Source organism: Niallia sp. FSL W8-1348 (genome assembly GCF_038006745.1).
Lineage (GTDB): Bacteria > Bacillota > Bacilli > Bacillales > Cytobacillaceae > Niallia > Niallia alba.
Window position 1 is genome coordinate 622,893 of sequence record NZ_JBBOVV010000001.1, and the last position, 25,504, is coordinate 648,396.

Sequence of the window (25,504 nt, forward strand, 5' to 3'; positions counted from 1 at the left end):
TTACAATAAAAAAACGTGTGCTTTGGTAATGGTATGATGAATACCACTACCAAAGCATGCAGCTTATTTTACTTCTATCTTTACATCCCCTTCGATGTAATTAGGGTAAGCGAATAATTCAAGACGTAAAGGATTTTTATAAACAGTGTTTTCTAAATGTAACTCCCATCTCTTTTCATTATTGGTACTTGTCATTAGTTCAGTAGATATTGAGAGTTCTTTTCCATCAGCATCTATTGCATAACTAAAGAGACTAAAATGATTTTCTGAATTCGATTCCATATAAAATTCTATTTGATTCTCAGAAGTTTTTCCTAATTTAAGCTTACCGTCTTTCGGACTTTTTATTAATTTACTTGCTTCCGTGTCTACAATAACCATCGCGTCTTCCTTATCAATTGCCATCAACTTATTTATACACAAATAAATTTCCTTCGTTTTTTCAAAATAATTAGACTGCAAATAAAATGTTTTCTCATTTTCACTTATATGCCTCATTACAGTTCCGTTTTTAATAGAACTCCAAACTTCTTCTTTTTCATTTTCCAACCGCATATCTTCAAATCCCAAAATTTCTTTTGTATTAGCAGGATCAAATGCTACCTTCACTCCAATTCGTAATGGGTACACGATAATTTCTTCTATCGTGATTTTTTGATTCTCCACTTCCACAACCTGGTTTATTGGATAAGTTATATTCTTCTTTACATTTTCCTTGAGTTCAAAAGGAATCAGAAATTTTATTTCTTGATTGTCCATTACTGTAACTAATTCAAAGTTAAACGTTAATTCCTCAAAAGAAAAAGAGTTTACAAATTGGTACTCAACCATATCTTGAAATTCATTTTGAATATCATCAGGAAAATATACATTATAGCTACGTGAATGCTCAGGAAATTCTTCTTTATTTAGGAGATTAATATACTTTATCTCTCCGCCAGTTAGTGGCTTTGTCGATTTCAACGTATAAAATACATTCATTCCTGATTCATCCATAATTACTCCATCTATCGTTAACGTCAAATCTCCTTTTGTCTCAGAAACATCTACCTTTTGATAATAATCATTTTCTATAATGGCGGAAAAGCCTTTATCTTGTTCAATAAAACCAATCATCCATTCCATCCCAGGGATTGTTGAGAGAGCATTTGCAAAAGTTGGGGATATTCGAATGGAAGTTACAAAGAAAATGATAATAATGGCAGCAATCGCAAGCCCTACTAATCGTTTTTGTTTTTTCTTAACCAGATTTTTTTCTCGCTTAGCTTTTAAAAATCCACTTAAAATGGCTTCATCGGCTTTTTCGATCGGTAAACTTATTTTTTTTAAGTCATTCTTTAATTTAGACAAACTTTGTTCCTCTTGTTCATACATGATCACTCTCTCCTTTCTCCTTAAAATATAGCCTTAATGTTTTCAGTACTTTATGTAATCGAGACTTTACGGTTCCTTCTGGTATTTTTTCCATTGCGGCAATTTCTTTGATCTTCGTATTTTGAAAATATTTCAAATAGATTAATTGCTGATCTTCATTAGATAACAATTCAAGGGCTTCCTTTAGTTCAATCAAGGATTGGTCTTGGTAAACAGATATATCATATACTTGGTTATCAGAAATAACTCTGTTGGATCTCTTTACTTGATCTTGACAATAATTGATCATAATTCTTGTTAGCCATGTTTTTAAATAGGCTGGCTCTTTAATGGTATGTATCTTTTTATAAGCTCGATAGGTTACTTCCTGCAATGCTTCTATTGCCGCATCTTCATCTTTTAAAAATGCTAAAGCAGCTCTTAGCAATGATTCTTTATATAATTGCATTACTTCCAAAAAGGCATCATCATCTCCTTTAATAGCTTTCTTACTAATCTCTAACTCTTCCAATTAATCACCTCCTCTATTCTCCTATACATTAGACTTTATACTGGGGAAAAAGTTCACGAAAAATATAAAATAAATTCCTTTTTATCTAAAAGCAAATTATACATGAAATTTCAAGCATAAAAAAAGCCACCAAGACAAAGTCCTAGCAGCTTCCTACTTTACTTTAATACAATCCCTCTGTTTCTTCTTTCGTTACAATATAAATATTTTTCGTCTGTGTATACCCATCTAATATGCTCTTATATGTTTCCCTACCGATACCAGATTTTTTGTATCCTCCAAATGGTGCTCCTGCTGGAAGCTGATTATACGTATTCACCCACATACGTCCTGTCTCAACCCCTCTTGCGACACGAAGTGCTGTATTAATATCGCGTGAGAATACTGCTCCTCCGAGTCCAAATTCTGATTGGTTAGCGAGCTCAATCACTTCTTCTTCTGTCTTAAATTTTATAAGCGTTGCAACTGGACCAAAAATTTCTTCTTGAGCAATACGCATCTCATTCGTGGCATCTGCTAAAATCGTCGGTGCCATAAATGCTCCATTCTCTAATCCGTTATTTATAAGCCTGCACCCACCTGTTACAACTCTTGCTCCCTCTTCTTCTCCAATTTTTACATATTCTAAAATTTGCTCTAATTGGCGTTCATTTATTTGCGCGCCCATCACGACATCTTCTTCCCACGGCAAGCCAACTTTTACATCTTCGAATGCCAGCTTCATTTTTGCAAGGAACTCATCATAAATGCCTTCTTGAATGAAAATGCGGGAACCAGCACAGCACACTTGTCCTTGGTTAAAGAGTATTCCTAATTGAACCCCTTCTAATGCGCGCTCCATTGGTGCATCATTAAAGATAATGTTCGCTGACTTTCCACCTAACTCAAGTGTAGATGGTATCAGTCTCTTCGCTGCTGCAACTGCAACTTCTTGTCCTATTTCAGTGGATCCTGTAAAAGCAATTTTTGCAAAGCCCTCATGTTTTAGCATATAGTCTCCTGAATGAGAACCACGGCCGGTAATCACATTGACTACCCCTTTTGGTAAAACTTGATCTAAAAGCTTGGCTAATTCTAATAGGCTCAAAGAGGTAGTAGACGACGGATGAATAACTACTGTATTACCTGCAGCGATAGCAGGAGCAATTTTCCATGCAGCCATTAATAACGGGAAATTCCATGGAATAATTTGTCCAACTACTCCAATAGGCTCTTTAATCGAAATCGATAAGGTATCTTCATCGAAGGCTTGAGCAGTTCCCTCTTCAGAGCGGATTACGCCTGCAAAATAGCGGAAATGATCAGAGCTTAATGGAACATCAATATTTCTTGTTTCTCTTAGTGGCTTTCCGTTATCCAATGTCTCCACTAAGGCTAATTTTTCCGCATGTTCATCAATTAAATCAGCAATTTTTAATAATAAATTGCTTCTATCTATTAAACTTACTTTCTTCCATGTTTTTAATGCCTCTGCTGCTGCAGCCACTGCTTGATCTACATCTGCATAGGTAGCGTCCACAAAATCAGCCAACTTTTCTCCATTACTAGGGTTATAGCTGCTAATTAGCTTTCCTTCTGAACCTTTTACCCATTGCCCATTAATATATAGACCATATTCCTTGTCCAATACAGTTGTTGCATTTAAAGAAGTGACCATTTTTAAAACCCCTTTTCAAATATTTAAAAATAAGGTATTAATTAGGAAGAAGAATGCTTTAGTCTTTAAAATTCCAGACCTTATTTTTATCCTGTTTTTTAGAATGGCTGTTTTCGTAAAGTTTGTTGCTATTACCCGCAGCCGGAATACACTTCGCTTTCCGTGGGGCTCGCGCTGAGCCTCCTCAGCTTCGCCTCCGGGGTCTCAGGCTGTCTCGCTAATCCCGCAGGAGTCTTCGTGTATTCCGGCTGCTCCATTTTTCCAACTAATTCTTTTTTTCGATTGAAAAAACAACAATCCTTTAGAAAACAGCCTTTAGAATAGACCGTTAAGTATACGCTTGCAAAATTCATAGAAAATATACTACTAGTCTTATAGCTTACTTACCAATGTGAATACTTTAACAAGCTAGCAGTTAATTAAATTATAAATTCCAGTATAAGGAATGTCTATTAATAACCTTGTACTTCTTTTTGTTACATTTATAAATTAAAAACAACGTATGGTTTCCCCCACAAGTCACAAAAAAACCCGTCAATCTTGACGAGTTTTTATTTGAAATGCTCTATCGATTATAATTCTAAATATTCTCTTGCTTTAATCCATCAATAATATTTTCTTTCTTAATTTTGCTAACTGAATATAGCATAGCTGCCGCGACAATGATAAATATTGCAATAACTACAAATAGAATACTCAACCATGGAAGCTCAAAGCCATATTCAAATGTATTGCTTATGGACCAGTATAGTGCTGCTATGACTCCAATACTAATTGGAATACCATACATCAATGCTTTTATCCCATAAAAAATACTCTCAAAATAAATCATTTTATTAAACCCAGTTGGCGTCATTCCTACAGAACGCAACATTGCAAATTCCCTTTTTCGTAAGGAAATACTAGTTGAAATCGTATTAAAGATATTGGCAATACTTATTAATGATATGAGGGAAATAAAGCCGTACATAAAGACAGACATGATCATAATCATCTGTTCTGATTGCTTTCGATCCATTTCCACATTGTAAATATACATAGAGCCTGTTTTTAAATCTTCTAATTCCTCTTGCGCTTTCTCCGGATTATCACTGTTTAAATATAAATTGTAGTCCATATTAATAGTTTCATCTTCAAATAATTTCTCTGCTACTTCGTTAGAAATAATCATCGTAATGGTTCGATAATTATTAGAACTTATTCCCATTAAAGTTTCATCTGTAAATAAGCCAATTTGAATCTTATTAAAAAATTCTTCCTTGCCACTGTCTTCTCGATACATATAGAGATCAATAGAATCACCTGGTTTTGCATCAAGTACTTTTTCCTCAATAAATTTCTCTGCATATGGATCAAAATAAGATGCAGTCTCAAGCACAATACCTTTTGGAACATCTGAATTTAAATATTCATTGCTATTAAAGCCTGCTGCTTTAGCGTAATCTTTAAACGAGGAATCCGATAAAATAAAGAAATTCACATTAAATGACAGTTTACCATCATCTAACATCGTATTATCTTTCTCTACCGATTTTTTATTATTTTCACTTAATACATCCTTAGCTAAAAAGGTTGTTACATATATGTTCTTAATTAAATTACTTTGTGTAATACTCGGAGCATTTGCTAGAGGTAGCAGCTCTTCCTCTGTACTATTTGAACCAGCAGACACAGCAATATCGTAGTCAATATTTTCTTGTGATAGTTCCACTGACTTTTTCATATTATCTGAAAAAAAGGAAACGGTTAAGAAGAGTAAAATACTAATAACTAAAGAAAAAACGGTTGTTTGATATCTTCGTTTATTCCGTTTTAAATTTTTCAGACCGATTTCCGCTTCTATCCCGAATAGCTTACGCACAAGTTTAGAAGTTTTCACTTTTTTTCCGGATAATTTGATATCTTGTGTTTGTCTAATTGCATCTATCGCAGAGATTTTTGATGCTTTTCTAGCTGGTAAATAGGTTGAAATAAAGATGGTTACAAGTGAAATGAGAATAGAAAATAGGATGGAAAAAGGTGTAACCACTACATTTAATCCTTCTGCAGTGTTTAAAGCCTCTTGAAAATACTTATTTATAAATGAGAATGTAATTCCAATTCCCACTAGCCCAGCAATTATTCCTAAGGGAATGCTGATTCCACCTATAACTGCACCTTCAAAGAATACAGAATTTCTTTTTTGTTTCTTAGTTGCCCCTACGCTTGAAAGCATTCCTAAATGCCTTGCTCGTTCCGAAACACTAATAGCAAACGCATTGTAAATCAGTGCTACAGAACCAATAATGATAACAAGGATAATAATACCTAATAAAGAATACATCGTAAGAAGGAGATTATCATTCGATGATACTCCATAATAACGCAGTAACTCACTATTATAATTAACTTTTTCAATGTTTAATTTCTTAGCTAAGGATTCTGAATCCTCATAAATAGACTGCTTTACCTTTTTCATCACAACACTTGCATTTATACTACTATTACTCGTTAATTCACTTTTGTCCATGTAATTAACAATGGTATAACCTGGTGACCAAGTAGGTTCCCAAGATGGACTTTCCATGATCCCGACAATTTTAAATGTATAAGATTTTACACGTTGGATTTCCTCAACATTTTCTCCTTCTTCATTCCTTTGCAAAGGATCTGTTTGTGTGAGGATTGAATCTTCTTCCTCTAACTTAAAATGCCTTTCCCCAATACTAACTTTTAATTCGTCTCCGATGACATATTCTCTTTTCGCATTCTTCACCATTTCATCTGATATAATGATTTCATTAGAGGCTTTGGGATACGTTCCTTCTTTTAATGTAATCGGAAACTGCGTAAGTCCTTGTTCATCATATTGTCTAAAAAATAAATACGGCTTATATTCACTTTTTGAACCCTTCCAGTCCGCATAGCCTAGATCATTAGATAAGATTACCTTTTCTATTTTTTTATCCTCTTTTATCTCTTTGACTTGCTCACTATTAACTCCTATGAATTGTGCATGCCACTCTCCGTCTCTTGCCATACTATCTCTTTTTAATAAATCAATAAAAGAAACACCAAGTGTCGCAACAGCTGTCAGCATACTAACAGAAATAATAACACCAATGATTGTTACGAGTGTTCTTCGCTTATTCTCCTTTAAATTTCTCAAAGTAAGTTTATTCATAATGTTCATGGACGAATCACCTCATTTTTGGCGATTTTTCCATCTTCTACAGAGATAACTCGATCAGCTTGTAATGCAATCCGTTCATCATGCGTAATAACAATTAGTGTTTGATTATAGGTTTTATTAAACATTTTTAATAGTTCCATAATCTCTTCACTATTTTTACTATCTAAATTCCCCGTCGGCTCATCTGCGAGCATAATGGCAGGATTACTAATTAATGCACGTCCAATCGAAACGCGCTGTTGCTGTCCGCCTGATAATTGGTTAGGAAGGTGGTCTAATCTTTGTTCTAGACCTAATATAGAAACAATTCGATTAAATTGTTCTCTATCTACTTGATGATTATCTAATAAAAGAGGAAGCGTAATATTTTCTTCCACCGAAAGAATCGGGATTAAGTTATAGAATTGATAGATTAGGCCAATTTGTCTTCTTCGAAAAATAGCCAATTGTGTTTCATTTAATTGATAAATATCTGTATTATCAACAAAAACTTTTCCGCTAGTTGGTCTATCTACTCCACCTAACATATGAAGCAAAGTTGATTTTCCCGACCCAGATGGTCCTATAATTGCAACAAACTCACCCTTGTTAACAGAAAAGGAGACATTATCTAACGCTTTAACAGCTGTTTCTCCTTTCCCATACACTTTAGACAGATTATCTATTTTTAAAATTTCCATTTTATCGTCCTCCTATTACTTGATGCTCTTAGTCTACCTGTCTAAAGTGACTCTCGAGTGACTTTAAAGTGACAATTTAGTCACTTTGGTAGGAATAGGTGGTAGGTTCTTTTATGCTTTGTTCTTTTTTATGAGGTATGGTGCTCATTTTTTGATGAACGCTACTGATTTTCCGCAAGTAAAGTATCTTTAATGTCTATAAGTTCTCGATTTGCTTCTAATTCAAAAAGTTGAATTAATAGATTTGGTTGTATTTTAATTAATTTAAAATCAAAAGTGCTAAGCCAAACCCAAGTTATTCTCTCGTTAGATTCGGTTTTATTTATGATTTGCACTAGGGTGTTTTTTTCTCCATGACTCCTATCCTTTTTAAGCCATATGTTAATATAGCCCTCATTGTTTTCTTTATCTGGCTTAACGATGTATTTCCCCCACTTATTATTGACTATTCCTAATTTTGCTAATATGAATAAGATTACTCTAATTATTGTTTCAAATTGACAGCGTAGTTTTAATGGTTTGAATCTATGTTTTTAAATGACTTTATTATTTATCTACATATTAAACATTGTTGAAAAATTGCTAAAGAAAAATATTAATTATTTTTAAAGAATGAAGTTTGTAAATTATAATACTTAATTTTAAACATCGTCTATAAAAGTAAAAAAGTAAAATCGACTACGCGATTTCACTTTTTTACTTTTATAGACGATTTATGTCCCAGCCTCACTTAAATAATTCTAAAACTTTTTATCGTAAGGTACAGTATTTGATTTTACCTAAACCATACTAATAAGTTACATTCACTGTTTTTATCCCCCAATTATTCACACAACTTGTTCCATTTGCAGTAGTTCTTCCTCCCCAATATACATCAACAAAGTAAGGAGTTTGCTTCCATTCTATATCACCTGTATCATCTATTCGAAACCTTGATGTATTTCCTACTCCAGGTATAGGTGCAGGTTTACTTATAGTTACCCATGTGCCCCAAGGAATTTTTGGAGGTGCACTTTTATCATATTTAACATTAACTTGAGAAGCTGCAGTTACTCCCGCAACATAATTATATCCTTGCCTAGAAGGTTTTTCAGTAAGTGGATTTGCTAAGTAACAAGTACTTGTTTGATTAGTTCGAGTTACTGCTCCTGGTTCATTTGGAAAGAGATATATTACTGAAAGTAATACAGTAGTAAGAATTAAAAACCCTTTGTAAACTTTATTCTTCATTTTCTTCTTCCTCCTCTACCCAATTAAAATTTGGTACTGTAGATAAAAATAGTTTGCCGGATATAACAGTGACATTTGTTAACAGTTGGTCATCAGGTAATATTATTTCTTTTTTTTGAGTACTTACATCACCTCCTTCATTAAGGATATAAGAAATGAGTTTATTATTGTTTAATACAAATAGTTCCTCCGGTTTCATGTTCCTTGTTTTATCTATAATTAAAGTTTGATAGGATTTATCTACTTCTGTTATGTTAACTTTTTTCCATTCTTGAGATTTATTATTAAAAATCCAATAACTTGAAGGGGTGCTAATAAACAATTGATCTCTGATAATTTCAATTTGTAATATTGCATCAACTCCATTTGGTAAATCCAATTTTGATGATTTCTCAATTTTATCCTTGTAAACTTGCCCTTCTGCTAAAGCATAAATACTACCTAAACTGTCTAACTTAATTTGATTTACATTTCTTTTATTCTCTATTTCTTTCCAGTTTTCTCCTTCATCTTTGGATAAATATATTTTATTTTCTGATAAGACTGCTACCACATCCTTTAGAACATTTATATCTATTAACTGCTTTCCATGAAAAATAACATCAATTTCTTCTGTCAAAATGTTGAACTTTTTTATAGAATCATTTGTCGCAATAAAAATAGTATTATTTTCCATATATTTATCAGAAAACCAAATTTTACTTATATGTTCTTCGTTAACATTTATCAATTCCCAATTTGAACCTCCGTCCTTTGATATTTTTAGGAATGTTTTTGATAAAGTAGAACCTGTTTTTTGGTATCCCCATATAGCAATTGTTTTGTCCATTTTAAAATTAGGAGAGAGGTCTGAGCCAATTACTGCAGATCCTTTTTCAGTTACTAGAAGTACTTCAGAAGCGTTCTCTTTATAGTAACCGCCACCCACAGGAAGCTGATGTTCAGATTTAATATAATTACTTGATTTTGCATTGTAATGTATTTTGGTAAAATAACCGTCTACATTAGTTCCATAGACTGATAATATCGGTTCACCTTTTTGTTTATTTATTAAAACAAAATGATACCCTATAGCGATATTACCTGGTGCTAAATCGAAATTATCTTTTGCATGTTTTATCAAATCACTACTATCTACTTTTATATCTTTTGGATCAATTAAAATATCTAGGTTTATGTTCCCAGATGTATCATTAAATAACTCAGTAATCTCTCCGTTTTCAATTGTCACATAATAAGGATTTCCATTTTGAGAGTTAACGTAAGTGAGATTCCATTTATTTCTCTTTCCATTGGAACCTATATTTTTAAATGATTTTAATTCATCATCCACACTTGTCACTTCAAATAACTTAATATTAGGCCCAATTTCATTTTTAGCTTTTTTTAATCCCAAATTAATCGCTTGTTTTATTGTTAATTCATGTTCCTTAGTTTGTGAATTGGATTCTTGTATTATATAATTTGCAGTTGAATTACTAAATAAAATTATAGAGCCCCAAATAAGAAAAATAAGAAAAGCAATTATTGCAAACATATTTGTTTTATTAATTTGCATTAAAGTTCACCTCAAAAAGTTTAATTTACCATAATATACTAATTCTTCAACCAACTTAAAAAACCTCTATATTTTATCAATTTAGTAATATTTCACTATTATCCTTTCTTATGAAAAAAAGAACCCTGAAAATCAGGATTCTTTTAGCGTGATAACATATTCCATACATCTTATACCACTAATGATTTTTGAAATAAATTAAATTTGAACAAGATAAGAATATGAAATTTTTAATTAGGTAAGTTGTAGCCTAGTATTTTGATAGCGAGCTTCAGATAATTAGATTAGTATCACACAAAATTCATTTTATAAATTCCGAATGTTCAAGAACTAATGTCAACAATAAAAAAGTGCTGAAAACTCATTCGAAAAATGTATATTGGACCAATATTAAAGACATATTAGGTATAAAACTAATCTAGGTGGTGCTAATAAAGTGAAAAAGCTATTAACCGTTGCATTAATTATCCTCTCATTGTTGTTTATCATTCCTACTAATTCCCTAGCGCAGAATAACGAAAAAATACTTACTGATACCTTTTTAACAACTTTATATCCTTATATAAACAACGCTGTAACTGGTTATTATGGTCAATTAACACAATTTTCTCCTGCTGATGCTAAAGTAATAAGCATCACTAGAAAAAACGAGGGGGGATATGATTTTGATGTTGTTGTAACTATAATGCCATTTGAGAAAGCTCATATCTACTTAGGAACAGACACTGTAACTATGAACGTTAGTGCAGCAGGAGTTACAGTTATAAATTATTCTCATAAAAAAAGTAAATATGAATAATTGAGGAAGATGTTACCCCTAAATAACTATTGCAAGATCTACGCCACACAGAGTATAGTGACTTGCCTTTTTTGATGCTTTTCCTGAATATCCTTTTAACATTATGATTAAGCTAAATTAGCTAATTAATGCTACCCACGTATTCAATTATCGTACTAGAATTCTGGATTATACTGAAAAGAGTCTTCTGTAAATGACAATTTTATTAGCCAATCATAACGCTGAAGATATATACCCCTTTTATGTAATGTAGTTTATAAAAGGGATATGGGAAATTAACACTTCAATTAGAGGAAACAATTAGAGAGCTTCGATTTCAGAACATTAAAGTTAGAAGAGAAAAAATCTAACTCAAATGAATTACTCCATTAAATAAAGCAAAAGCTGATTTCTACAACAATGTGGAAAATCAGCTTTTATTTACGTTTGTTATCTTAATGTAGGTTTAATGTAAAATGTTGGAGTTATACCTAAAATATTTGCCTAGACATTTAAGGTGCTGTTTATATAGTTGCAAAAAAGAAAATTAATTAAACTTTTTTACTAACCTACATCCGTCTTCTTTGTCACTAGCCGAACAAGAACAAACGTTCTGTTATTATGTAATTAAAGGTCTATTAAAAATAGAATTAGAGGTAGTGTTAAAAGAATAAAGAGAATAGAAAGCAAAAGGGAATTGTTGCTCATCAATATAGTTGATAAAACCATATAAGAGAAAATTGAAAAAAGTAAAACTTTTTCTTTTATCTTTGCAGTTTTTAGCTTTCATTCCCTCTATGAACACCACTTTTCCTTGCAGCTCAGCGGATTCTGGCTTTCATTCCTTCTATGAACGCCACTTTTTCTTAAAGCGGAACAATTTTCAGCTTTCATTCCCGCTCCTAGATACCGCTATCCTCACTAAACCACCTGTTTATAAAACTTAATATGAAAAGTTGTTCCTCTTCCTAACTGACTTCTAACTTCAATATCACCATGCTGGCTTTTTATAATACTATACGCCATGGCTAAGCCTATGCCTATACTATCTTCGCTTGCATTTTCGCCTTTATAAAACCGTTTGAAAATATAGGGTAAATCGTTTTTGGCAATTCCCTTTCCATTGTCTTGAATAACAATTTCCGTAAACAAGACATTTTCCGAGAAGTGAATCTGAATTTCTCCACCTTCTTTTGTATGCTCCACACAATTTTTTAATATATTGATAATTGCTTCCACTGTCCATTTAAAATCTCCTATATAGGTAACACCTTCGTCTCCTACAATGCCAAAAGCCTGTCCCTTGATATCCATCGGAATTAAAACTGGTTCCACTGCCTTATAAAGCAGTTTTTTCACATCAACTTGCTCCTTTTTAAATAGAATCGTACCAGCATCCATTTTCGATAATTTCAGCAAAGAAGAGACTAACCACTCCATTCTTTCCAGCTGTATTGATAGATTACTCGTAAACTCTCGCCTTTTTCCCTCTTCTAAATGTGGATCACTTAATAAATCAGTCATCACAACCATGGATGTCAGCGGTGTTTTTAATTGATGGGATATATCTGAAATCGCATCAGTTAGCTTTAATTTTTCCTGACGAAGAAGCGCACTGTTTTCCGAAAGCATTAAGGTCACTTTGTAGATATTATTTTTTAAAACACTCAGCTCACCCTCCACATTATCACGAATATCTAAACTTTTATCCCCATTACTAATTTGCTGCAAGTAACTCGAAAGCTTTTCTATTTCCTTGTATCGAAACCTTGTAAATTGATAAAAACATCCGAAAATAATGATAATGACTACAAATAAATATACTGTGACAGAAATGGAATATGCAATAGTAGCATACACAATTGCTACTGTACTAATGAGAGCTAAAACTATTGTTAATTTCTTCACTTCTCGATTACGAAGCATGTTAGTCACCTACCTTATAGCCCAGACCGCGAATAGTTTTAATAATAGTCGGTTTTTGCGGATTATCTTCTAATTTCTCACGAAGCCTTTTGATATAAACAGTTAAGGTGTTGTCATTAACAAAATCTCCTGCTACATCCCATATGCGCTCCAATAGCTGTGTTCTTGTTAATACTTGTCCTAAGTTATTAGCGAAGATAAGAAATAATCGGTATTCTAAGGCTGTAACTACTACTTCTTCATTCCTTTTATAAATCTTTCCTTCCAATGTATTAATTCTAATATGATCAATTTCAATAATCGGATTATTTTGTTGCTGCTTATTATAGCGTCGCAAAACAGATTTAATTCTAGAAAGTAGCTCTCTTAAGCGGAATGGTTTTGTAATATAGTCATCTGCTCCCATATCAAGACCCATGACAACATTTACTTCGTCATCTAATGCAGTTAAAAAGATAACAGGCTTATCTGATTTACTTTTCACAATTTCGCATAGCTCATAACCAGAACCATCTGGCAGCGACAAATCAAATAGACATAAATCAATATTTATTAGCTCTTCTTCTATAGTCTTTCTAGCAGATTTTGCGTCATGACAAGTAATTGTTTCATACTTTTCACTTTGTAAACTATATTCTAAACCAGAGGCGATGGTTTTATCGTCTTCAACAAGTAGTATCTTCATTATCTACTCCCATAAATTTTCTTTTTTCTGTATTATACTAAACGATTGAAACAAGGAGCGAAAGTGATTCTATTTTTTCAAAAAAATTCTCACCATTAAAAAAGGATTCCCTATTAGTAATTAAGTTTAGCATATGATAATAAATGCTCGTGAATACTAAAACAAAATCCCTTTAAAGGAGAATGAAAATGGACACGCAAAAACCACTAAATATACGTTCAACAAACATAAACCATAGTGAAAAGCTTACATCAGCAGAGTTGGGTAAACTTTGGGCGACTTATAGGGGGAACAGCATGTCTACATGTTTTCTACACTATTATTTACAGCACGTCGAGGATACAGATATTAAAAAATTACTAGAAGAAGCGTTTACATTAACTACAGAATTCTTAAATACTTCAAAAGAAATATTGAAGAAAGAAAATTTCCCTATACCTAAAGGTTTCTCTATAGAAGAAGACTTGAACCCTCAAGCCCCTCGTTTGTTTGAAGATGAATTCTATGTTCATTATCTTAAATATGCTGCTAATGCAGGGATGAGCATTTATAAAGTAGCCATTCCACTTGTTTTTAGAAAAGATGTAGAAGAGTTTTATAAGTATTGTATGGAATCTACCATGGCTTTAATGGAGCAAATCAAAGAAGTATTAATGAATAAGGGATTTATTCGTAAACCGCCTATTATTCCGATACCAGAAAAAGAAGATTTTGTTGAGAAGGATTTTTTAAATGGATATGTTGGACATGTAAGACCTTTACATGCATTAGAGATAGCCCATCTTTATGATAATATTGAAAATAACGTTACTAGTAAAGCATTAATAACGGCATTTAGCCAAGTTACCGAACAAGAAGAAATTCGTGATTTATTTAAAAGAGGCAAAAACTTCACACATAAGCATATTGAGTTATTTGTGGAAAAATTACATAAAGAAGATTTACCAGCACCATCCTATCTAGATCATTTAGTAACAACTTCTACTGATACTCCTTTTTCCGATAAATTAATGTTATTTCATAAAATGGATATGTTTTCCATGATAATTAGATCCTTCGGAAACTCAGTAGCTGTTAGCGGAAGACATGATTTAGGAGTTATGTATACAAAAGGATTACTTCAAATTAGTAAATTTGCCGAAGATGCAGCAAAAATTATGATTGATAATGGCTGGATGGAGCATCCACCTTACGCAGCCGAGAGGGATAAGTTAGTTAAATAACTTAAAATTATGATTTTTCTGTAGGAAAGAAGCTGGGACATAAGTATTTTCAACCAAATAACCCCGAACGATTATACGTACAGACTAAGAAAAGTTCGTATGGCGTCTGATAATAAGTATCAGGCTCAATGTCCCAGAGAATCGTATCTATATTTGCTTGTTTTAAATAATATGGAAGTCCAAATAACTTCTTCCCATTTGGTGGTCTAAAATCTATTTCACCTGTGAAACCTGCCTTTTCAATTAATTGATTTGTTTCTTCCACTTCTTTCTTTATAAAAGCCTGTGATTTAAAAATCATCCGTTCATGAGAATATGTATGATTTCCAAGTTGATGTCCCTTTTCCACTATTTTCTCTGCTAATTCAGGATTTCTTTCTATCTCATTTCCAATAAGAAAAAAAGTAGCTTTTGCGTCATAAGTATCTAATAATGCTAATATGTCATCCACATTTTTTGTTGGTCCGTCATCAAATGTTAATGCAACTACTTTCTCCTTTGTCTCCACCTGATACGTTAAGCCCCCAAACAATTGAAAAGTCCGCGCATTCATTAATTTATAGGTAGCAACTAAAAGAAGAAACAGAACCAATAATCCTATTAATATAATCCATATTTTTTTCATTCTAACAGCCTTTCTCTCTATTTATTTAACCACTATCCATTATACGTGTCCCCTTCACCAGATACAAAAAGGAGAAAAATGAATAGTCATTTTTCTCCTTTTTAATACTAATTTATTTTTCTTCCTTTTCCTTCTTCTTATCAATTGTACCCTCTGTTAAACTATTATTTGCTTGCTCATGAGTTTCTTTCAAGCCTTTTGAAGCCTCATCTTTTTGATTCTTCTCGTTAGGCTGATGTGTTTTTCCTGCAGGGCTTGTTATTGATTCTTTATTCATTTTAAAACGCCTCCCATTATTTCTTGATGAAGTAAAATTAATCTATTAGATTTATACCACCATTCACGAAACAGGAAACATTCTCTATTAGGAACCGGTTGACCGATAGTGGCGAACACCCACTATCCATACAAAAATACAGGGAAGGATAAATATTATTCCTGCTAGGGGTGTCAGCATATATAGCCATTCTTCCTTTCCTCCTTTACCAAGCAGGTAAAGTAAAGGTAAATAATTAACACTTCCAAAAGGAATCACAAAAGTAAAAAAACGCGTCACCCATTTTTGATAAATATTTAACGGATACTGCGCCATCTCCCTACCACCATCAGTAAAAATATTGGCAATTTCTAACCCTTGAATCGTCCAAAAGCTGAGGGTAGCTGCTAAAATAAAAATGCCAGTAAAAATAAAAACCCCACTTATAATCATTAATAGTAACGTTAAAATTTTCAAAAAACTCCAATCGATTGCTAAGTTACTTACAGCCCAACCTAGCACGATAACACTCTGCAAAAGTCTCCCAACTCTCGTAAACTCGAATTTTGAACCAAGGACCTGTACAAAGGTTGTCCTTGGCCTAACAAGTAATCTGTCAAAATCACCACTCGCAACAAGACTAGAGAAATTATCAAACCCTCTTGCAAAGCATTCACTTAATGCAAATGCCATATGAATGATAGCAAAACAAAGTGCAACCTCATAAAAATCCCAGCCCTTTATTTGTCCAAATCGCTCGAATAAAAAATATAATCCGGCAAAGGCAGAAAAGGGGACCAGAAATTGTCCTAATGACAATAACCAAAAAGATGTTCGATATTGCATTTGTGATTTAAATAATAATAGAAGGTATTGAAAATATAGTCTCATCTAAGCTTACCCTCCCTGTACAATGACTTTTTTCATCGCTTTTTGTAAAGCTATTTTCCCAAAGAAAACGAGTACTAACAGCCAAGCAAGCTGAATGAAGATTCCTTCCATTGCTTCTCCATTTGGAATATGACCAGAATAGACCCGGAATGGAAAATCAGCTGTTAATCGGAACGGCAGAAGATAAACGATTTGTTGTAACCACTCTGGCATTAACGGAATAGGAACGACCATCCCAGCAAAAAACTCTCCTACAACACCAAATACTAGAAGAGAACCCATCGGGGATAATGTAATAAATACGGAAATATAGATAAACATTGAAATAGCCACTAAAACCAATAATCCCAATAAAAGCGAGAGACAAAATAACAAGAACGTTTTGACATCTGGGGGTAACATCATCCGATAAGCTGGAGGCAGCAAAAAAGCCAGCAACAATATCGGAAAACACCTTAATAATGCGCTAGCTAACCGCTGTGCTAGTAACTTGCTAAACCAATATTCATAAATCCCAATTGGTCTACATAATTCATATGCAATATTTCCTGTTGTAATTAAATCAAATAACTCATTGTCGCGAAACCATAGCATTATAAATGCTAAAAAAGATTGTTGTAGCCATAAATAAGTGACCAATTCTTCTAAAGAAATTGGTTGATTCGAGCTCGCTTGTGCATAAAATGCCTGAAAAATCATGATATAAATAAATCCCCAGAAAAACTGTGTAGCAACACCTGCCAATGCTGCAGCACGGTACTGCATACCATTTAATAAACGCAATCTTAATACAGCCATATATGGTTTCATTGTCCTCATATCTCATACTCCTTATAGAGTTGTACAATGATATCTTCAATCGGCTGTGACATGACGGAAATATCGACTAAATCTAGTGAATGAGACAACTCCATGATTACTTCCGATACAGATATTTGCGTCGTATCTACACTCAGGATTGCTCTTTCTTCTGTCCGGGAGAGATTAATGGTCCCGGGAATTTGAATAGGTATATTACTAGACTTATAGTCTACCGTTATTGTTCGATGAGATCCAAAGCGATTTCTTAGTTCCTGTAGATTCCCATCATATAATAGGCTCCCTTTTCCGATTAGAATAACTCGATCACAAAGTGCTTCAATATCAAACATATCATGTGTTGTAAGGATAACCGTTACATTCTTCTGTTTATTGATTTTTTTTATAAAGTTTCTTACTGCAATTTTGCTAACTGCATCAAGACCGATGGTAGGTTCATCTAAGAATAGAATTTGTGGATTATGTATAAGGGAAGCTGCAATTTCACAACGCATCCGCTGTCCTAAACTGAGCTGTCTTACTGGTGAATGTAGGATATCTTTTAACTCGAGTGTGTCAATTAATAACGATAACGTTTCATCATACTCTTTATCTGGTATATGGTAAATATCTTTTAATAAAGCAAATGAATCGATGACCGGTACGTCCCACCATAGCTGGGATCGTTGCCCAAAGACGACACCAATATTTTTCACATATTCTACTCGATCCTTCCATGGTGTATAGCCCATTATTTCACAACTTCCACTATCTGGAACTAAGATGCCGCTCATTACTTTTATCGTAGTTGATTTCCCTGCTCCATTCGGACCAATATAACCGACAATTTCTCCTGGATTTATCGTAAAACTCACATCATTTAATGCATGGACAATCGTGTGCTCCCTAGAAACAAGGGCTTTTAGTCCTTCCACCAATCCTGTTGCTCGCTTAGCAACCTTAAAGGACTTATTTATCCCGTCTACTTTAATCAATGCTTCTCCCTCCTTTTCAAAAGAAGAATATAATAGCATTTTATTGAAGAATTTGTCAATGGTGTTTTTTGATTTTTTAAAATTTTCTTTCGCTCAAAATCAAGGGATAATAAAAAGAGGATGGGACATAACCTAAATAGATACTCTGTAAAGACGAACAATTTCTAATATAGCTAGTAAATAGCGGCTGCTTTCGCATACTTTTTACAAGAGGAAATATAATTAGTTGGAAAAACAGAGCAGCCGGAATACACGAAGACTCCTATGGGATTAGCGAGACAGTCTGAGACCCTGCAGGCCACAGGCCGAAGCGGCTCAGCGCGAGCCCCATGGAAAGCGAAGTGTATTCCGGCTGCGGGGAATCGCACCAAACTTCATGGAAACATCCTTTGAAAAACAAATAAAAGCCCGAACAATTATACGGAACATTCATTAGCATCTTCGTATAATTGTTCGGAATTATCCTTGGCTGGAATACTTATGTCCCAGCCTCTTAATTATTGTTTAGAAAGAAAACTTCCTATCAGTGGGAGATTTTCCTTATCCCTGCTAACACTTAGTGGGCCTTTACGGGTTAATCCAACACCTGGCTTTCTCCATTTTCCGTAGCTTAAAGTGGGGATCATGAGCAAGATAAGATATTATCGATAAGAATGTCTAACCCATTTAAGATGATAAATTACCAATAGTAAAATAAACCATACTGGTGTCACAAACAATGCGATTCTTGTATCCTCTGCAAGTGCTAGCACAACAAGAACAAACGCTAGAAAAAGGAGGATGATATAGTTAGCTACTGGAAACAGTGGCATTTTAAACTTATTTTTTGCTGCAAGCTCTGGTCTTGTTTTTCGATATTTCAGATGACAGAGAACCGTAATTGCCCATATATAAATAAAACAAACAGTAGATATACTTGTAATTAACGTAAACACACCTTCTGGCATGATATAATTTAAAATAACAGCAATTAAAACGACAATAACCGAGAAGAACAAAGCATTAGAGGGAACATGATGTTTGGTTAATTTAGCTAGTGCCTCTGGTGCATTCTTTTCCTTTGCTAAAGCATACGTCATTCTACTTGTACTAAAAATTGCACTATTACAAGCCGATGCAGCCGAAGTCAAAACAACAAAGTTAACAATTCCTGCAGCAGCGGTTATACCGACCGCCAGGAAAACCTGAACAAATGGACTTTTTGCTGGATTAATAGCATTCCAAGGGTAAATACTCATAATAATAAGCAATGCCCCTACATAAAAAATCAACACTCGTATAGGAATATTGTTAATTGCTTTTGGAATAACCTTTTCAGGATTTTCTGTCTCACCAGCTGTTAAACCTACTAGTTCAATGCCTACAAAGGCAAAAACAACCATTTGGAAAGACAAAATAAATCCATTCATCCCATTCGGAAACATGCCATCATGGCTCCACAAATTAGTAAAACTTGATGGTCCTGCATCTGTTGAAAAACCTTTTACAATCATGATAAAACCAATGATGATTAAAGCAATAATCGCAATTATTTTGATTAAGGCAAACCAAAACTCCATTTCTCCAAATAACTTAACTGTCGCTAAATTCATAATTAGTAAGACAATCAAAGCTATTAATCCGGGTACCCATTGAGGAATATTCGGAAACCAAAATTGAGTGTACATACCAATTGCAGTTAGGTCCGCCATTGCAATGGAAATCCAACAAAACCAATAGGTCCATCCCGTTACAAAAGCGACTCTTCTTCCAAAATAATCATTAACAAAATCAACAAATGAATGATACTCTAGATTGGATAAAAGCAGTTCCCCTAAAGCACGCATAATCAAAAAACAGATAATACCCGTAATGATGTAAGCAAACAAAATGGAGGGTCCAGCTAAATGAATAGACTTACCCGCACCGAGAAACAGTCCTGTACCTATTGCTCCACCAATCGCAATTAATTGAACATGTCTGTTTTTCAAGCCTCTAGACAATGTTTCTTGTTGCATTTTAAATCACTCTCTTTTCAGTTGTACTATTTAAATATATTATGTAACAAAGTCAACGAATTATAGTTTAGCACATTCTAAGACAAGATACACGAATCTGTTTACTTCTTGATAGATATAGGAATTTATCTCTATTTAATGGCTAATTTTATTTTTTTAACATATGCTAAAAATAGGTATATACTAGTAATATTTCCATTCTATGTCATGAAAAATGATCTTGTTTTATGCGAAAAATCTATTAATTGGTTGCAATGCAAATATCAGTATCCTACAATATTTGATAGAAGTATCTTTAGGTAGAATGAGCATCGCTAAGTATGTTCAAAATATAGGAGGAAGCAATCATGCCCAATACATACCAAGGAACAAAATTAAAAGTATTCTCTCTTAATTCAACACCAGAACTTGCCCAAGAAATTGTGGAACATCTAGGTACAGAATTAGGAAAGTGTACAGTCAAAAAATTCAGCGATGGCGAAATTCAAATCAATATTGAAGAAAGTGTACGTGGTTGTGAAGTATTTGTTATCCAGTCCACTTCCGATCCCGTAAATCAAAGTATTATGGAATTGCTTATCATGATTGATGCTTTAAAACGAGCTTCCGTCAATACTATCAATGTGGTTATTCCTTATTATGGTTATGCGCGTCAAGATAGAAAAGCACAGCCGAGAGAGCCAATTACCGCTAAATTAATTGCCAATTTAATTCAAAAATCTGGTGCAGACCGTGTGATAACTTTGGATCTTCATGCACCACAAACGATGGGCTTCTTTAATATTCCAGTGGACCAATTAGTTGGTATCCCGCTACTTGCTGATTATTTAAATACGAAAGAATTTTCCCATGATGTTGTGGTAGTAGCGCCAGACCACGGTAGTGTTACTCGTGCACGTGAGCTTGCCGACCGCTTAAAAGCACCTATTGCCATCATTGATAAACGTGGTCCGAAAGATATTGGTCCTCGTGAAGTAAACGTTGTCGGTAATATTGAAGGAAAAACCGCGATTATTATCGACGATATCGTCGATACATCTTACCGAATTACGACTGCAACGAAAGCATTACTTGATAATGGAGCCGAGGAAGTATACGCATGTTGTATCCATCCCGTTTTATCTGAACCAGCTATTGATATGATTCAAGAATCACAAATTAAAGAATTGATTGTCACTAATAGCATACCGCTTCCAGAAGAAAAGAGAATCTCCAAAATCACACAGCTATCTATTGCTGAATTACTTAGTGATGCGATTATCCGCGTTTATGAGAATAAATCAGTTAGTGTCTTGTTTAAATAAGGCTATTTGTGCAAAGGTTGTCCAATTGGACAGCCTTTTTGTTTTTAGGAAATTCGTATTCTAACTACGTACAAATAGACTCCAAGGCAAAATACTTCCTCTTTTTTTGCCTTGGAGTCTATCGTTTTTACTTTACCTGTTTCCTAGCTTTAGATTACTCTCATCGTAACAATTCCATCAATTCCTTTTAGTTGCTGAGATAGCAGTGGAATAATGTGATCTGCTACTTGATTGTCAATATCGATCATCGTGTAAGCATAGTCACCGCGACTTCTATTTACCATATCTGCAATATTCAACTGATAGGTGGAAATTACTTGTGTAATCTGTCCAACCATATTAGGAACATTTAAATGGAAGGCTGTTACACGACGTTTCCCTGTGTATGGAATAGAGGCATTTGGAAAGTTAACAGAGTTCTTAATGTTGCCAGTTTCCAAGAAATCCTTTACTTGTCTTGCTGCCATTACGGCACAATTTTCTTCTGATTCTTCTGTAGATGCTCCAAGATGCGGAATCGCAATCGTATTTTTCATTTGGAGAACATTTTCATTTGGAAAATCTGTGATATAGCGTCCTATCCTTCCTTCTTCCAATGCGACAGCCATGTCTATTTCATTAACCAGTTCTCCGCGAGAGAAGTTTAAAATTTGTGTACCTGGTTTCATGAAATCAAATGCTTGTTTGTTAAACATTCCTTTCGTGTCTTCTGTTAATGGTACATGGACCGTTATATAATCAGACTCTGCAAATAGCTGTTCTAATGTCATTGCTCGCTGTACATTACGTGATAAATTCCAGGCTGTATCTACAGAAAGAAATGGATCATATCCAATAACATCCATATCAAGAGCAAGAGCATCGTTAGCAACAAGTGCCCCAATTGCTCCTAAACCAATTACACCTAGTGTTTTCCCTTTGATTTCATGACCAACAAATTGTTTTTTGCCGGCTTCCACAAGTTTTGGAACTTGATCACCTTCCGTAGCGATTGTTTTCGTCCATGATACTCCTTCAAATAAATTGCGAGAAGAAGCCATCAACGACATCAGCACCATTTCTTTTACCGCATTTGCATTCGCACCTGGTGTATTAAATACAACAATCCCTTGTGCTGTACATTGTTCAACCGGAATATTATTGACACCTGCCCCTGCGCGGGCGATTGCCTTTAACTTATCTCCCAGTTCCAGTCCGTGCATATTAAAACTGCGCAAAAGAATCGCATCAGGATTATTACTTGTATCATCCATTGTATAATTGCCTTTTTTAAATACATTTAGGCCACTTGCTGCAATATTATTTAAGGTCTTAATTGTTTTTACTTCTTTTACAGTCGTAGTGCTCATCTCCATTGCTCCCTTTTTCATCATTTATATTCTTTATAAGCTTGGAAAATACTCTTTCCTTTTTAAACCAAAATAGTTTAAAAAAGAAAAAGGCAAGGAGTTATAATTCCCTTACCTCTGCCCAGGCGAACGGCATACGACGCTATGTGCTCCCCTACGGTTATCCGTATTTCGCCAGTTACACACAGCCTTTAGATTGCCTTTATTCTATCAGACTATTCAGTAATCATCAATTACTAATTTCTTATGAATTTCGTTCTTTTTCATGCTTTTTTTAGAACAGTTTATTGATATAACTTATTTTTCTTTATATACTCATAGCACCTTTCTGGTAAAAGATACCTCGGTTCTCCTCCCATTGAAAGCTCCTCTCTTATATAGGTAGAACTTATTTCCATGGCTAACCCCTTATCTAACAAATGAAAAGTTTTTCCATCGTCATGATTGCGGAGGATCGGCGATCGGCTAATCGTAGATAACATATCAATTCCATTTCGTGCCATGACAATAAATCGATTTTCTGCTATCAATTCCTCTCCTTTGCTCCACTTACCTTGGCCAATATCAACAAGTAAATCCGCTCCCATAATAAAGTAGACTTTATCCTTAGGGAATAGCTTTTTAAAATAATTCATCGTATGATACGTATAAATTTCCCAGCCATCTTGCTTCATTTCATAGTCATCTATAGCAAACTTATCATTATTCTCAATAGCCATATTCACCATCTCTAGACGATGTTCATCTGCTGTTTCCATCGTTTTATCTCTTCTTTTACTCGAACAGGGTAGAAAGATAACTTTATCCAACCTGCAACGATGGACAACAGTACTTGCCGTCCATAAATGAACATTAGTAATTGGATCAAAGGATGATCCGTAAACCCCTATTTTCCCCAATTATTGCCTCTCCCCTTTCACGTTAATTTTGGTTAGCCTTCGCCTTCATTTTTTCGATATAGTTCCGCTTATTTTCCCAGCATGCTTTACTTAAATCTACTGGATACTCTTCTGGATTAAGTGTTCTTTTATATTCATTCCAAAGAAACTTTAAGTTCTCCTTAACCTTTATTTGAATAGCAGTTAATTCTGGTGTTTGAATTTGGACATGTCCATTCTTTATAACTTGCTGATGTAATTCAATTGCTCTATAATTTGTGACAACCTTATTCAAATACGGGTGAATTGGATGAAACATTTTTAAAGGTTCTTGCGTGATGCTTTCTGATGCTAGTGTAATATAATCTCCCTCTGCATGATTGTTCTCATTATTAATAATTCGATACACTCTTTTCTGCCCCGGTGTAGAAATCTTTTCCGGATTTCCAGATAATTTAATCGTATCCTCCATTACGCCGTTTTCACTTTCAAAACTAACTAATTTATAAACAGCGCCTAATGCAGCCTGATCAAATGCTGTAATTAGCTTTGTTCCAATCCCCCAAATATCAATCTTTGCTCCTTCTGCAAGCAAATTCATAATGGTGTACTCATCTAAATCATTAGAGGCAATAATTTTTGTATCTTTGTATCCTGCTTCATCTAACATTTCTCTTGCTTTCTTAGAAAGATACGCTAAATCACCGCTATCTAAGCGAATTCCTTTAAAGCGAATTCTATCACCAAATTCCTTTGCTACCTTAATTGCATTTGGTACACCAGATCGAAGCGTATCATATGTATCTACAAGGAAAACACATTCTGTGTGCGTACTAGCATAGCTTTTAAAAGCTTTGTATTCATCTTGATAAGCTTGAACTAGTGCATGAGCATGTGTACCAGACACAGGAATACGAAAGATTTTTCCAGCCCTTACATTACTAGTAGCCGAAAACCCGCCAATAAAAGCAGCCCTTGTTCCCCATATCGCAGCATCCATTTCCTGTGCTCTTCGTGTTCCAAACTCCATCGCCGTTTGATCTCCAATTACCTGCTTCATTCTGGCTGATTTTGTTGCAATTAGCGTTTGATAATTAACAATATTTAACAAAGCAGTCTCTATTAATTGCGCCTCTGCAATAGGAGCTTCTACTCTAAGAATTGGTTCATTAGCAAATACCAACTCCCCTTCCTCCATACAATAGATGTCTCCAGAAAAAGTTAAATTTTTCAAATAGGCAAGAAAATCTTCCTTATAACCAACTTCGTTTCTTAAGTAGGCAATATCACTATCTGTAAAACGACAATTTTGTATATAGTTTAAAATTCGTTCTAATCCCGCAAAAACGGCAAAACCATTACCAAATGGAAGCTTACGAAAATAAAGTTCAAATACTGCTTTTCGTTTATGTATCCCATCTCTCCAGTATGTCTCCATCATATTAATTTGATAAAGATCTGTATGAAGCATAAGACTGTCATCCGCATAGTTCATCTATTTTCCTCCTCTTGCTAAATTAATTTCTAGTTCTAAAAACATTGTCTATTGCCTTAGCATGTGACAAATCTCTCTTTGTTATATAAATATCCTTTTCATTGTCAAATCATTCTCTTTTG

General features: G+C 34.1%; 20 protein-coding genes, 1 pseudogene and 1 riboswitch. Of the genes and pseudogenes, 3 read left to right on the forward strand and 18 right to left on the reverse strand.

All coding sequences use genetic code 11. The features are described 5' to 3' along the window. Window positions 1-63 precede the first annotated feature (63 nt). The 7 genes from NST60_RS03055 to NST60_RS03085 form a co-directional block, all read right to left on the reverse strand. The gene (locus NST60_RS03055) at window positions 64-1,374 is read right to left on the reverse strand and encodes a DUF4179 domain-containing protein (protein ID WP_169188292.1); all 1,311 of its coding nucleotides are present in this window, start codon (window positions 1,372-1,374) and stop codon (window positions 64-66) included. Beyond that, on the reverse strand, window positions 1,367-1,885 hold the full coding sequence (locus NST60_RS03060; RefSeq protein ID WP_101730138.1) for a sigma-70 family RNA polymerase sigma factor: 519 nt from the start codon (window positions 1,883-1,885) through the stop codon (window positions 1,367-1,369). Before NST60_RS03060 ends, NST60_RS03055 begins: the two co-directional genes overlap by 8 nt. A 163-nt stretch (window positions 1,886-2,048) precedes the next feature. Further along, window positions 2,049-3,542 (reverse strand): aldehyde dehydrogenase family protein, encoded by a 1,494-nt coding sequence (locus tag NST60_RS03065; protein WP_169188291.1) that lies wholly within the window; start codon window positions 3,540-3,542, stop codon window positions 2,049-2,051. A gap of 580 nt (window positions 3,543-4,122) precedes the next feature. Further along, window positions 4,123-6,714, reverse strand: coding sequence for an ABC transporter permease (locus NST60_RS03070; protein ID WP_224428558.1), 2,592 nt, complete (start codon window positions 6,712-6,714; stop codon window positions 4,123-4,125). Beyond that, on the reverse strand, window positions 6,711-7,394 hold the full coding sequence (locus tag NST60_RS03075) for an ABC transporter ATP-binding protein (protein WP_169188289.1): 684 nt from the start codon (window positions 7,392-7,394) through the stop codon (window positions 6,711-6,713). Before NST60_RS03075 ends, NST60_RS03070 begins: the two co-directional genes overlap by 4 nt. A 789-nt stretch (window positions 7,395-8,183) precedes the next feature. Beyond that, window positions 8,184-8,624 (reverse strand): hypothetical protein, encoded by a 441-nt coding sequence (locus NST60_RS03080; RefSeq protein WP_169188288.1) that lies wholly within the window; start codon window positions 8,622-8,624, stop codon window positions 8,184-8,186. Beyond that, entirely contained in the window at window positions 8,614-10,182 is a 1,569-nt protein-coding gene (locus NST60_RS03085) for a hypothetical protein (protein ID WP_341098131.1), read from the reverse strand. The genes NST60_RS03080 and NST60_RS03085 overlap by 11 nt, the downstream gene beginning before the upstream one ends. A 436-nt stretch (window positions 10,183-10,618) precedes the next feature. Between NST60_RS03085 and NST60_RS03090 the strand changes: the two genes are divergently transcribed. After that, a complete protein-coding gene (locus NST60_RS03090; protein ID WP_169188285.1) occupies window positions 10,619-10,981 on the forward strand; it encodes a DUF3888 domain-containing protein in 363 nt (120 codons plus the stop codon). Window positions 10,982-11,881: 900 nt separating this feature from the next. Here NST60_RS03090 and NST60_RS03095 read toward each other — a convergent pair. Then, complete coding sequence (locus NST60_RS03095) at window positions 11,882-12,886, reverse strand: sensor histidine kinase (protein WP_341098132.1); 1,005 nt, start codon at window positions 12,884-12,886, stop codon at window positions 11,882-11,884. Window position 12,887: 1 nt separating this feature from the next. Beyond that, a complete protein-coding gene (locus NST60_RS03100; RefSeq protein WP_341098133.1) occupies window positions 12,888-13,571 on the reverse strand; it encodes a response regulator transcription factor in 684 nt (227 codons plus the stop codon). A gap of 188 nt (window positions 13,572-13,759) precedes the next feature. On the opposite strand from NST60_RS03100, the gene NST60_RS03105 reads away from it, so the two are divergent. Continuing rightward, window positions 13,760-14,794, forward strand: a complete 1,035-nt coding sequence (locus NST60_RS03105; protein ID WP_341098135.1) for a DUF3231 family protein — start codon at window positions 13,760-13,762, stop codon at window positions 14,792-14,794. A 103-nt stretch (window positions 14,795-14,897) separates the two neighbouring features. Here NST60_RS03105 and NST60_RS03110 read toward each other — a convergent pair. The 6 genes and pseudogenes from NST60_RS03110 to NST60_RS03135 all read right to left on the reverse strand — a co-directional run. Further along, a pseudogene (locus NST60_RS03110) lies at window positions 14,898-15,419 on the reverse strand (polysaccharide deacetylase family protein); the annotation flags it as partial. Window positions 15,420-15,531: 112 nt separating this feature from the next. Beyond that, window positions 15,532-15,696 carry a YozQ family protein gene (locus tag NST60_RS03115; RefSeq protein ID WP_016200829.1) on the reverse strand — a complete coding sequence of 55 codons (165 nt, stop codon included), beginning with the start codon at window positions 15,694-15,696 and terminating at the stop codon, window positions 15,532-15,534. 87 nt (window positions 15,697-15,783) lie between these two features. Next, window positions 15,784-16,566 (reverse strand): ABC transporter permease, encoded by a 783-nt coding sequence (locus tag NST60_RS03120; RefSeq protein WP_254414895.1) that lies wholly within the window; start codon window positions 16,564-16,566, stop codon window positions 15,784-15,786. A 6-nt stretch (window positions 16,567-16,572) separates the two neighbouring features. Next, window positions 16,573-17,376 carry an ABC transporter permease gene (locus NST60_RS03125; protein WP_040342407.1) on the reverse strand — a complete coding sequence of 268 codons (804 nt, stop codon included), beginning with the start codon at window positions 17,374-17,376 and terminating at the stop codon, window positions 16,573-16,575. Between the two features lie 5 nt (window positions 17,377-17,381). Beyond that, window positions 17,382-18,359: an ABC transporter ATP-binding protein gene (locus NST60_RS03130; RefSeq protein WP_016200826.1), complete on the reverse strand. Its 978-nt coding sequence runs from the start codon at window positions 18,357-18,359 to the stop codon at window positions 17,382-17,384. 641 nt (window positions 18,360-19,000) lie between these two features. Then, the gene (locus tag NST60_RS03135; RefSeq protein WP_101730142.1) at window positions 19,001-20,356 is read right to left on the reverse strand and encodes an amino acid permease; all 1,356 of its coding nucleotides are present in this window, start codon (window positions 20,354-20,356) and stop codon (window positions 19,001-19,003) included. 347 nt (window positions 20,357-20,703) lie between these two features. Between NST60_RS03135 and NST60_RS03140 the strand changes: the two genes are divergently transcribed. After that, window positions 20,704-21,660 (forward strand): ribose-phosphate diphosphokinase, encoded by a 957-nt coding sequence (locus NST60_RS03140; RefSeq protein WP_101730143.1) that lies wholly within the window; start codon window positions 20,704-20,706, stop codon window positions 21,658-21,660. A gap of 149 nt (window positions 21,661-21,809) precedes the next feature. On the opposite strand, the gene NST60_RS03145 is transcribed toward NST60_RS03140, so the two are convergent. The 3 genes from NST60_RS03145 to NST60_RS03155 form a co-directional block, all read right to left on the reverse strand. Continuing rightward, window positions 21,810-23,009, reverse strand: coding sequence for a phosphoglycerate dehydrogenase (locus NST60_RS03145; protein ID WP_101730144.1), 1,200 nt, complete (start codon window positions 23,007-23,009; stop codon window positions 21,810-21,812). A 112-nt stretch (window positions 23,010-23,121) separates the two neighbouring features. Beyond that, window positions 23,122-23,201, reverse strand: a riboswitch (ZMP/ZTP riboswitch). A gap of 92 nt (window positions 23,202-23,293) precedes the next feature. Then, window positions 23,294-23,908: a nicotinate (nicotinamide) nucleotide adenylyltransferase gene (gene nadD, locus NST60_RS03150; protein WP_016200821.1), complete on the reverse strand. Its 615-nt coding sequence runs from the start codon at window positions 23,906-23,908 to the stop codon at window positions 23,294-23,296. A gap of 22 nt (window positions 23,909-23,930) precedes the next feature. Further along, window positions 23,931-25,382, reverse strand: a complete 1,452-nt coding sequence (locus NST60_RS03155; RefSeq protein ID WP_016200820.1) for a nicotinate phosphoribosyltransferase — start codon at window positions 25,380-25,382, stop codon at window positions 23,931-23,933. Window positions 25,383-25,504: the final 122 nt, after the last annotated feature.

Bases quoted from the DNA above. Each gene is read 5' to 3' on its own strand.
- NST60_RS03085 (WP_341098131.1), bottom strand. From the start codon at position 10,182: ATGCAAATTAATAAAACAAATATGTTTGCAATAATTGCTTTTCTTATT.
- NST60_RS03155 (WP_016200820.1), bottom strand. From the start codon at position 25,382: ATGAACTATGCGGATGACAGTCTTATGCTTCATACAGATCTTTATCAA.
- NST60_RS03125 (WP_040342407.1), bottom strand. From the start codon at position 17,376: ATGAAACCATATATGGCTGTATTAAGATTGCGTTTATTAAATGGTATG.
- NST60_RS03135 (WP_101730142.1), bottom strand. From the start codon at position 20,356: ATGCAACAAGAAACATTGTCTAGAGGCTTGAAAAACAGACATGTTCAA.
- NST60_RS03075 (WP_169188289.1), bottom strand. From the start codon at position 7,394: ATGGAAATTTTAAAAATAGATAATCTGTCTAAAGTGTATGGGAAAGGA.
- NST60_RS03115 (WP_016200829.1), bottom strand. From the start codon at position 15,696: ATGAATAAAGAATCAATAACAAGCCCTGCAGGAAAAACACATCAGCCT.
- NST60_RS03140 (WP_101730143.1), top strand. From the start codon at position 20,704: ATGCCCAATACATACCAAGGAACAAAATTAAAAGTATTCTCTCTTAAT.
- NST60_RS03145 (WP_101730144.1), bottom strand. From the start codon at position 23,009: ATGAGCACTACGACTGTAAAAGAAGTAAAAACAATTAAGACCTTAAAT.
- NST60_RS03105 (WP_341098135.1), top strand. From the start codon at position 13,760: ATGGACACGCAAAAACCACTAAATATACGTTCAACAAACATAAACCAT.
- NST60_RS03100 (WP_341098133.1), bottom strand. From the start codon at position 13,571: ATGAAGATACTACTTGTTGAAGACGATAAAACCATCGCCTCTGGTTTA.
- NST60_RS03095 (WP_341098132.1), bottom strand. From the start codon at position 12,886: ATGCTTCGTAATCGAGAAGTGAAGAAATTAACAATAGTTTTAGCTCTC.
- NST60_RS03070 (WP_224428558.1), bottom strand. From the start codon at position 6,714: ATGAACATTATGAATAAACTTACTTTGAGAAATTTAAAGGAGAATAAG.
- NST60_RS03055 (WP_169188292.1), bottom strand. From the start codon at position 1,374: ATGTATGAACAAGAGGAACAAAGTTTGTCTAAATTAAAGAATGACTTA.
- NST60_RS03080 (WP_169188288.1), bottom strand. From the start codon at position 8,624: ATGAAGAATAAAGTTTACAAAGGGTTTTTAATTCTTACTACTGTATTA.
- NST60_RS03120 (WP_254414895.1), bottom strand. From the start codon at position 16,566: ATGAGACTATATTTTCAATACCTTCTATTATTATTTAAATCACAAATG.
- NST60_RS03065 (WP_169188291.1), bottom strand. From the start codon at position 3,542: ATGGTCACTTCTTTAAATGCAACAACTGTATTGGACAAGGAATATGGT.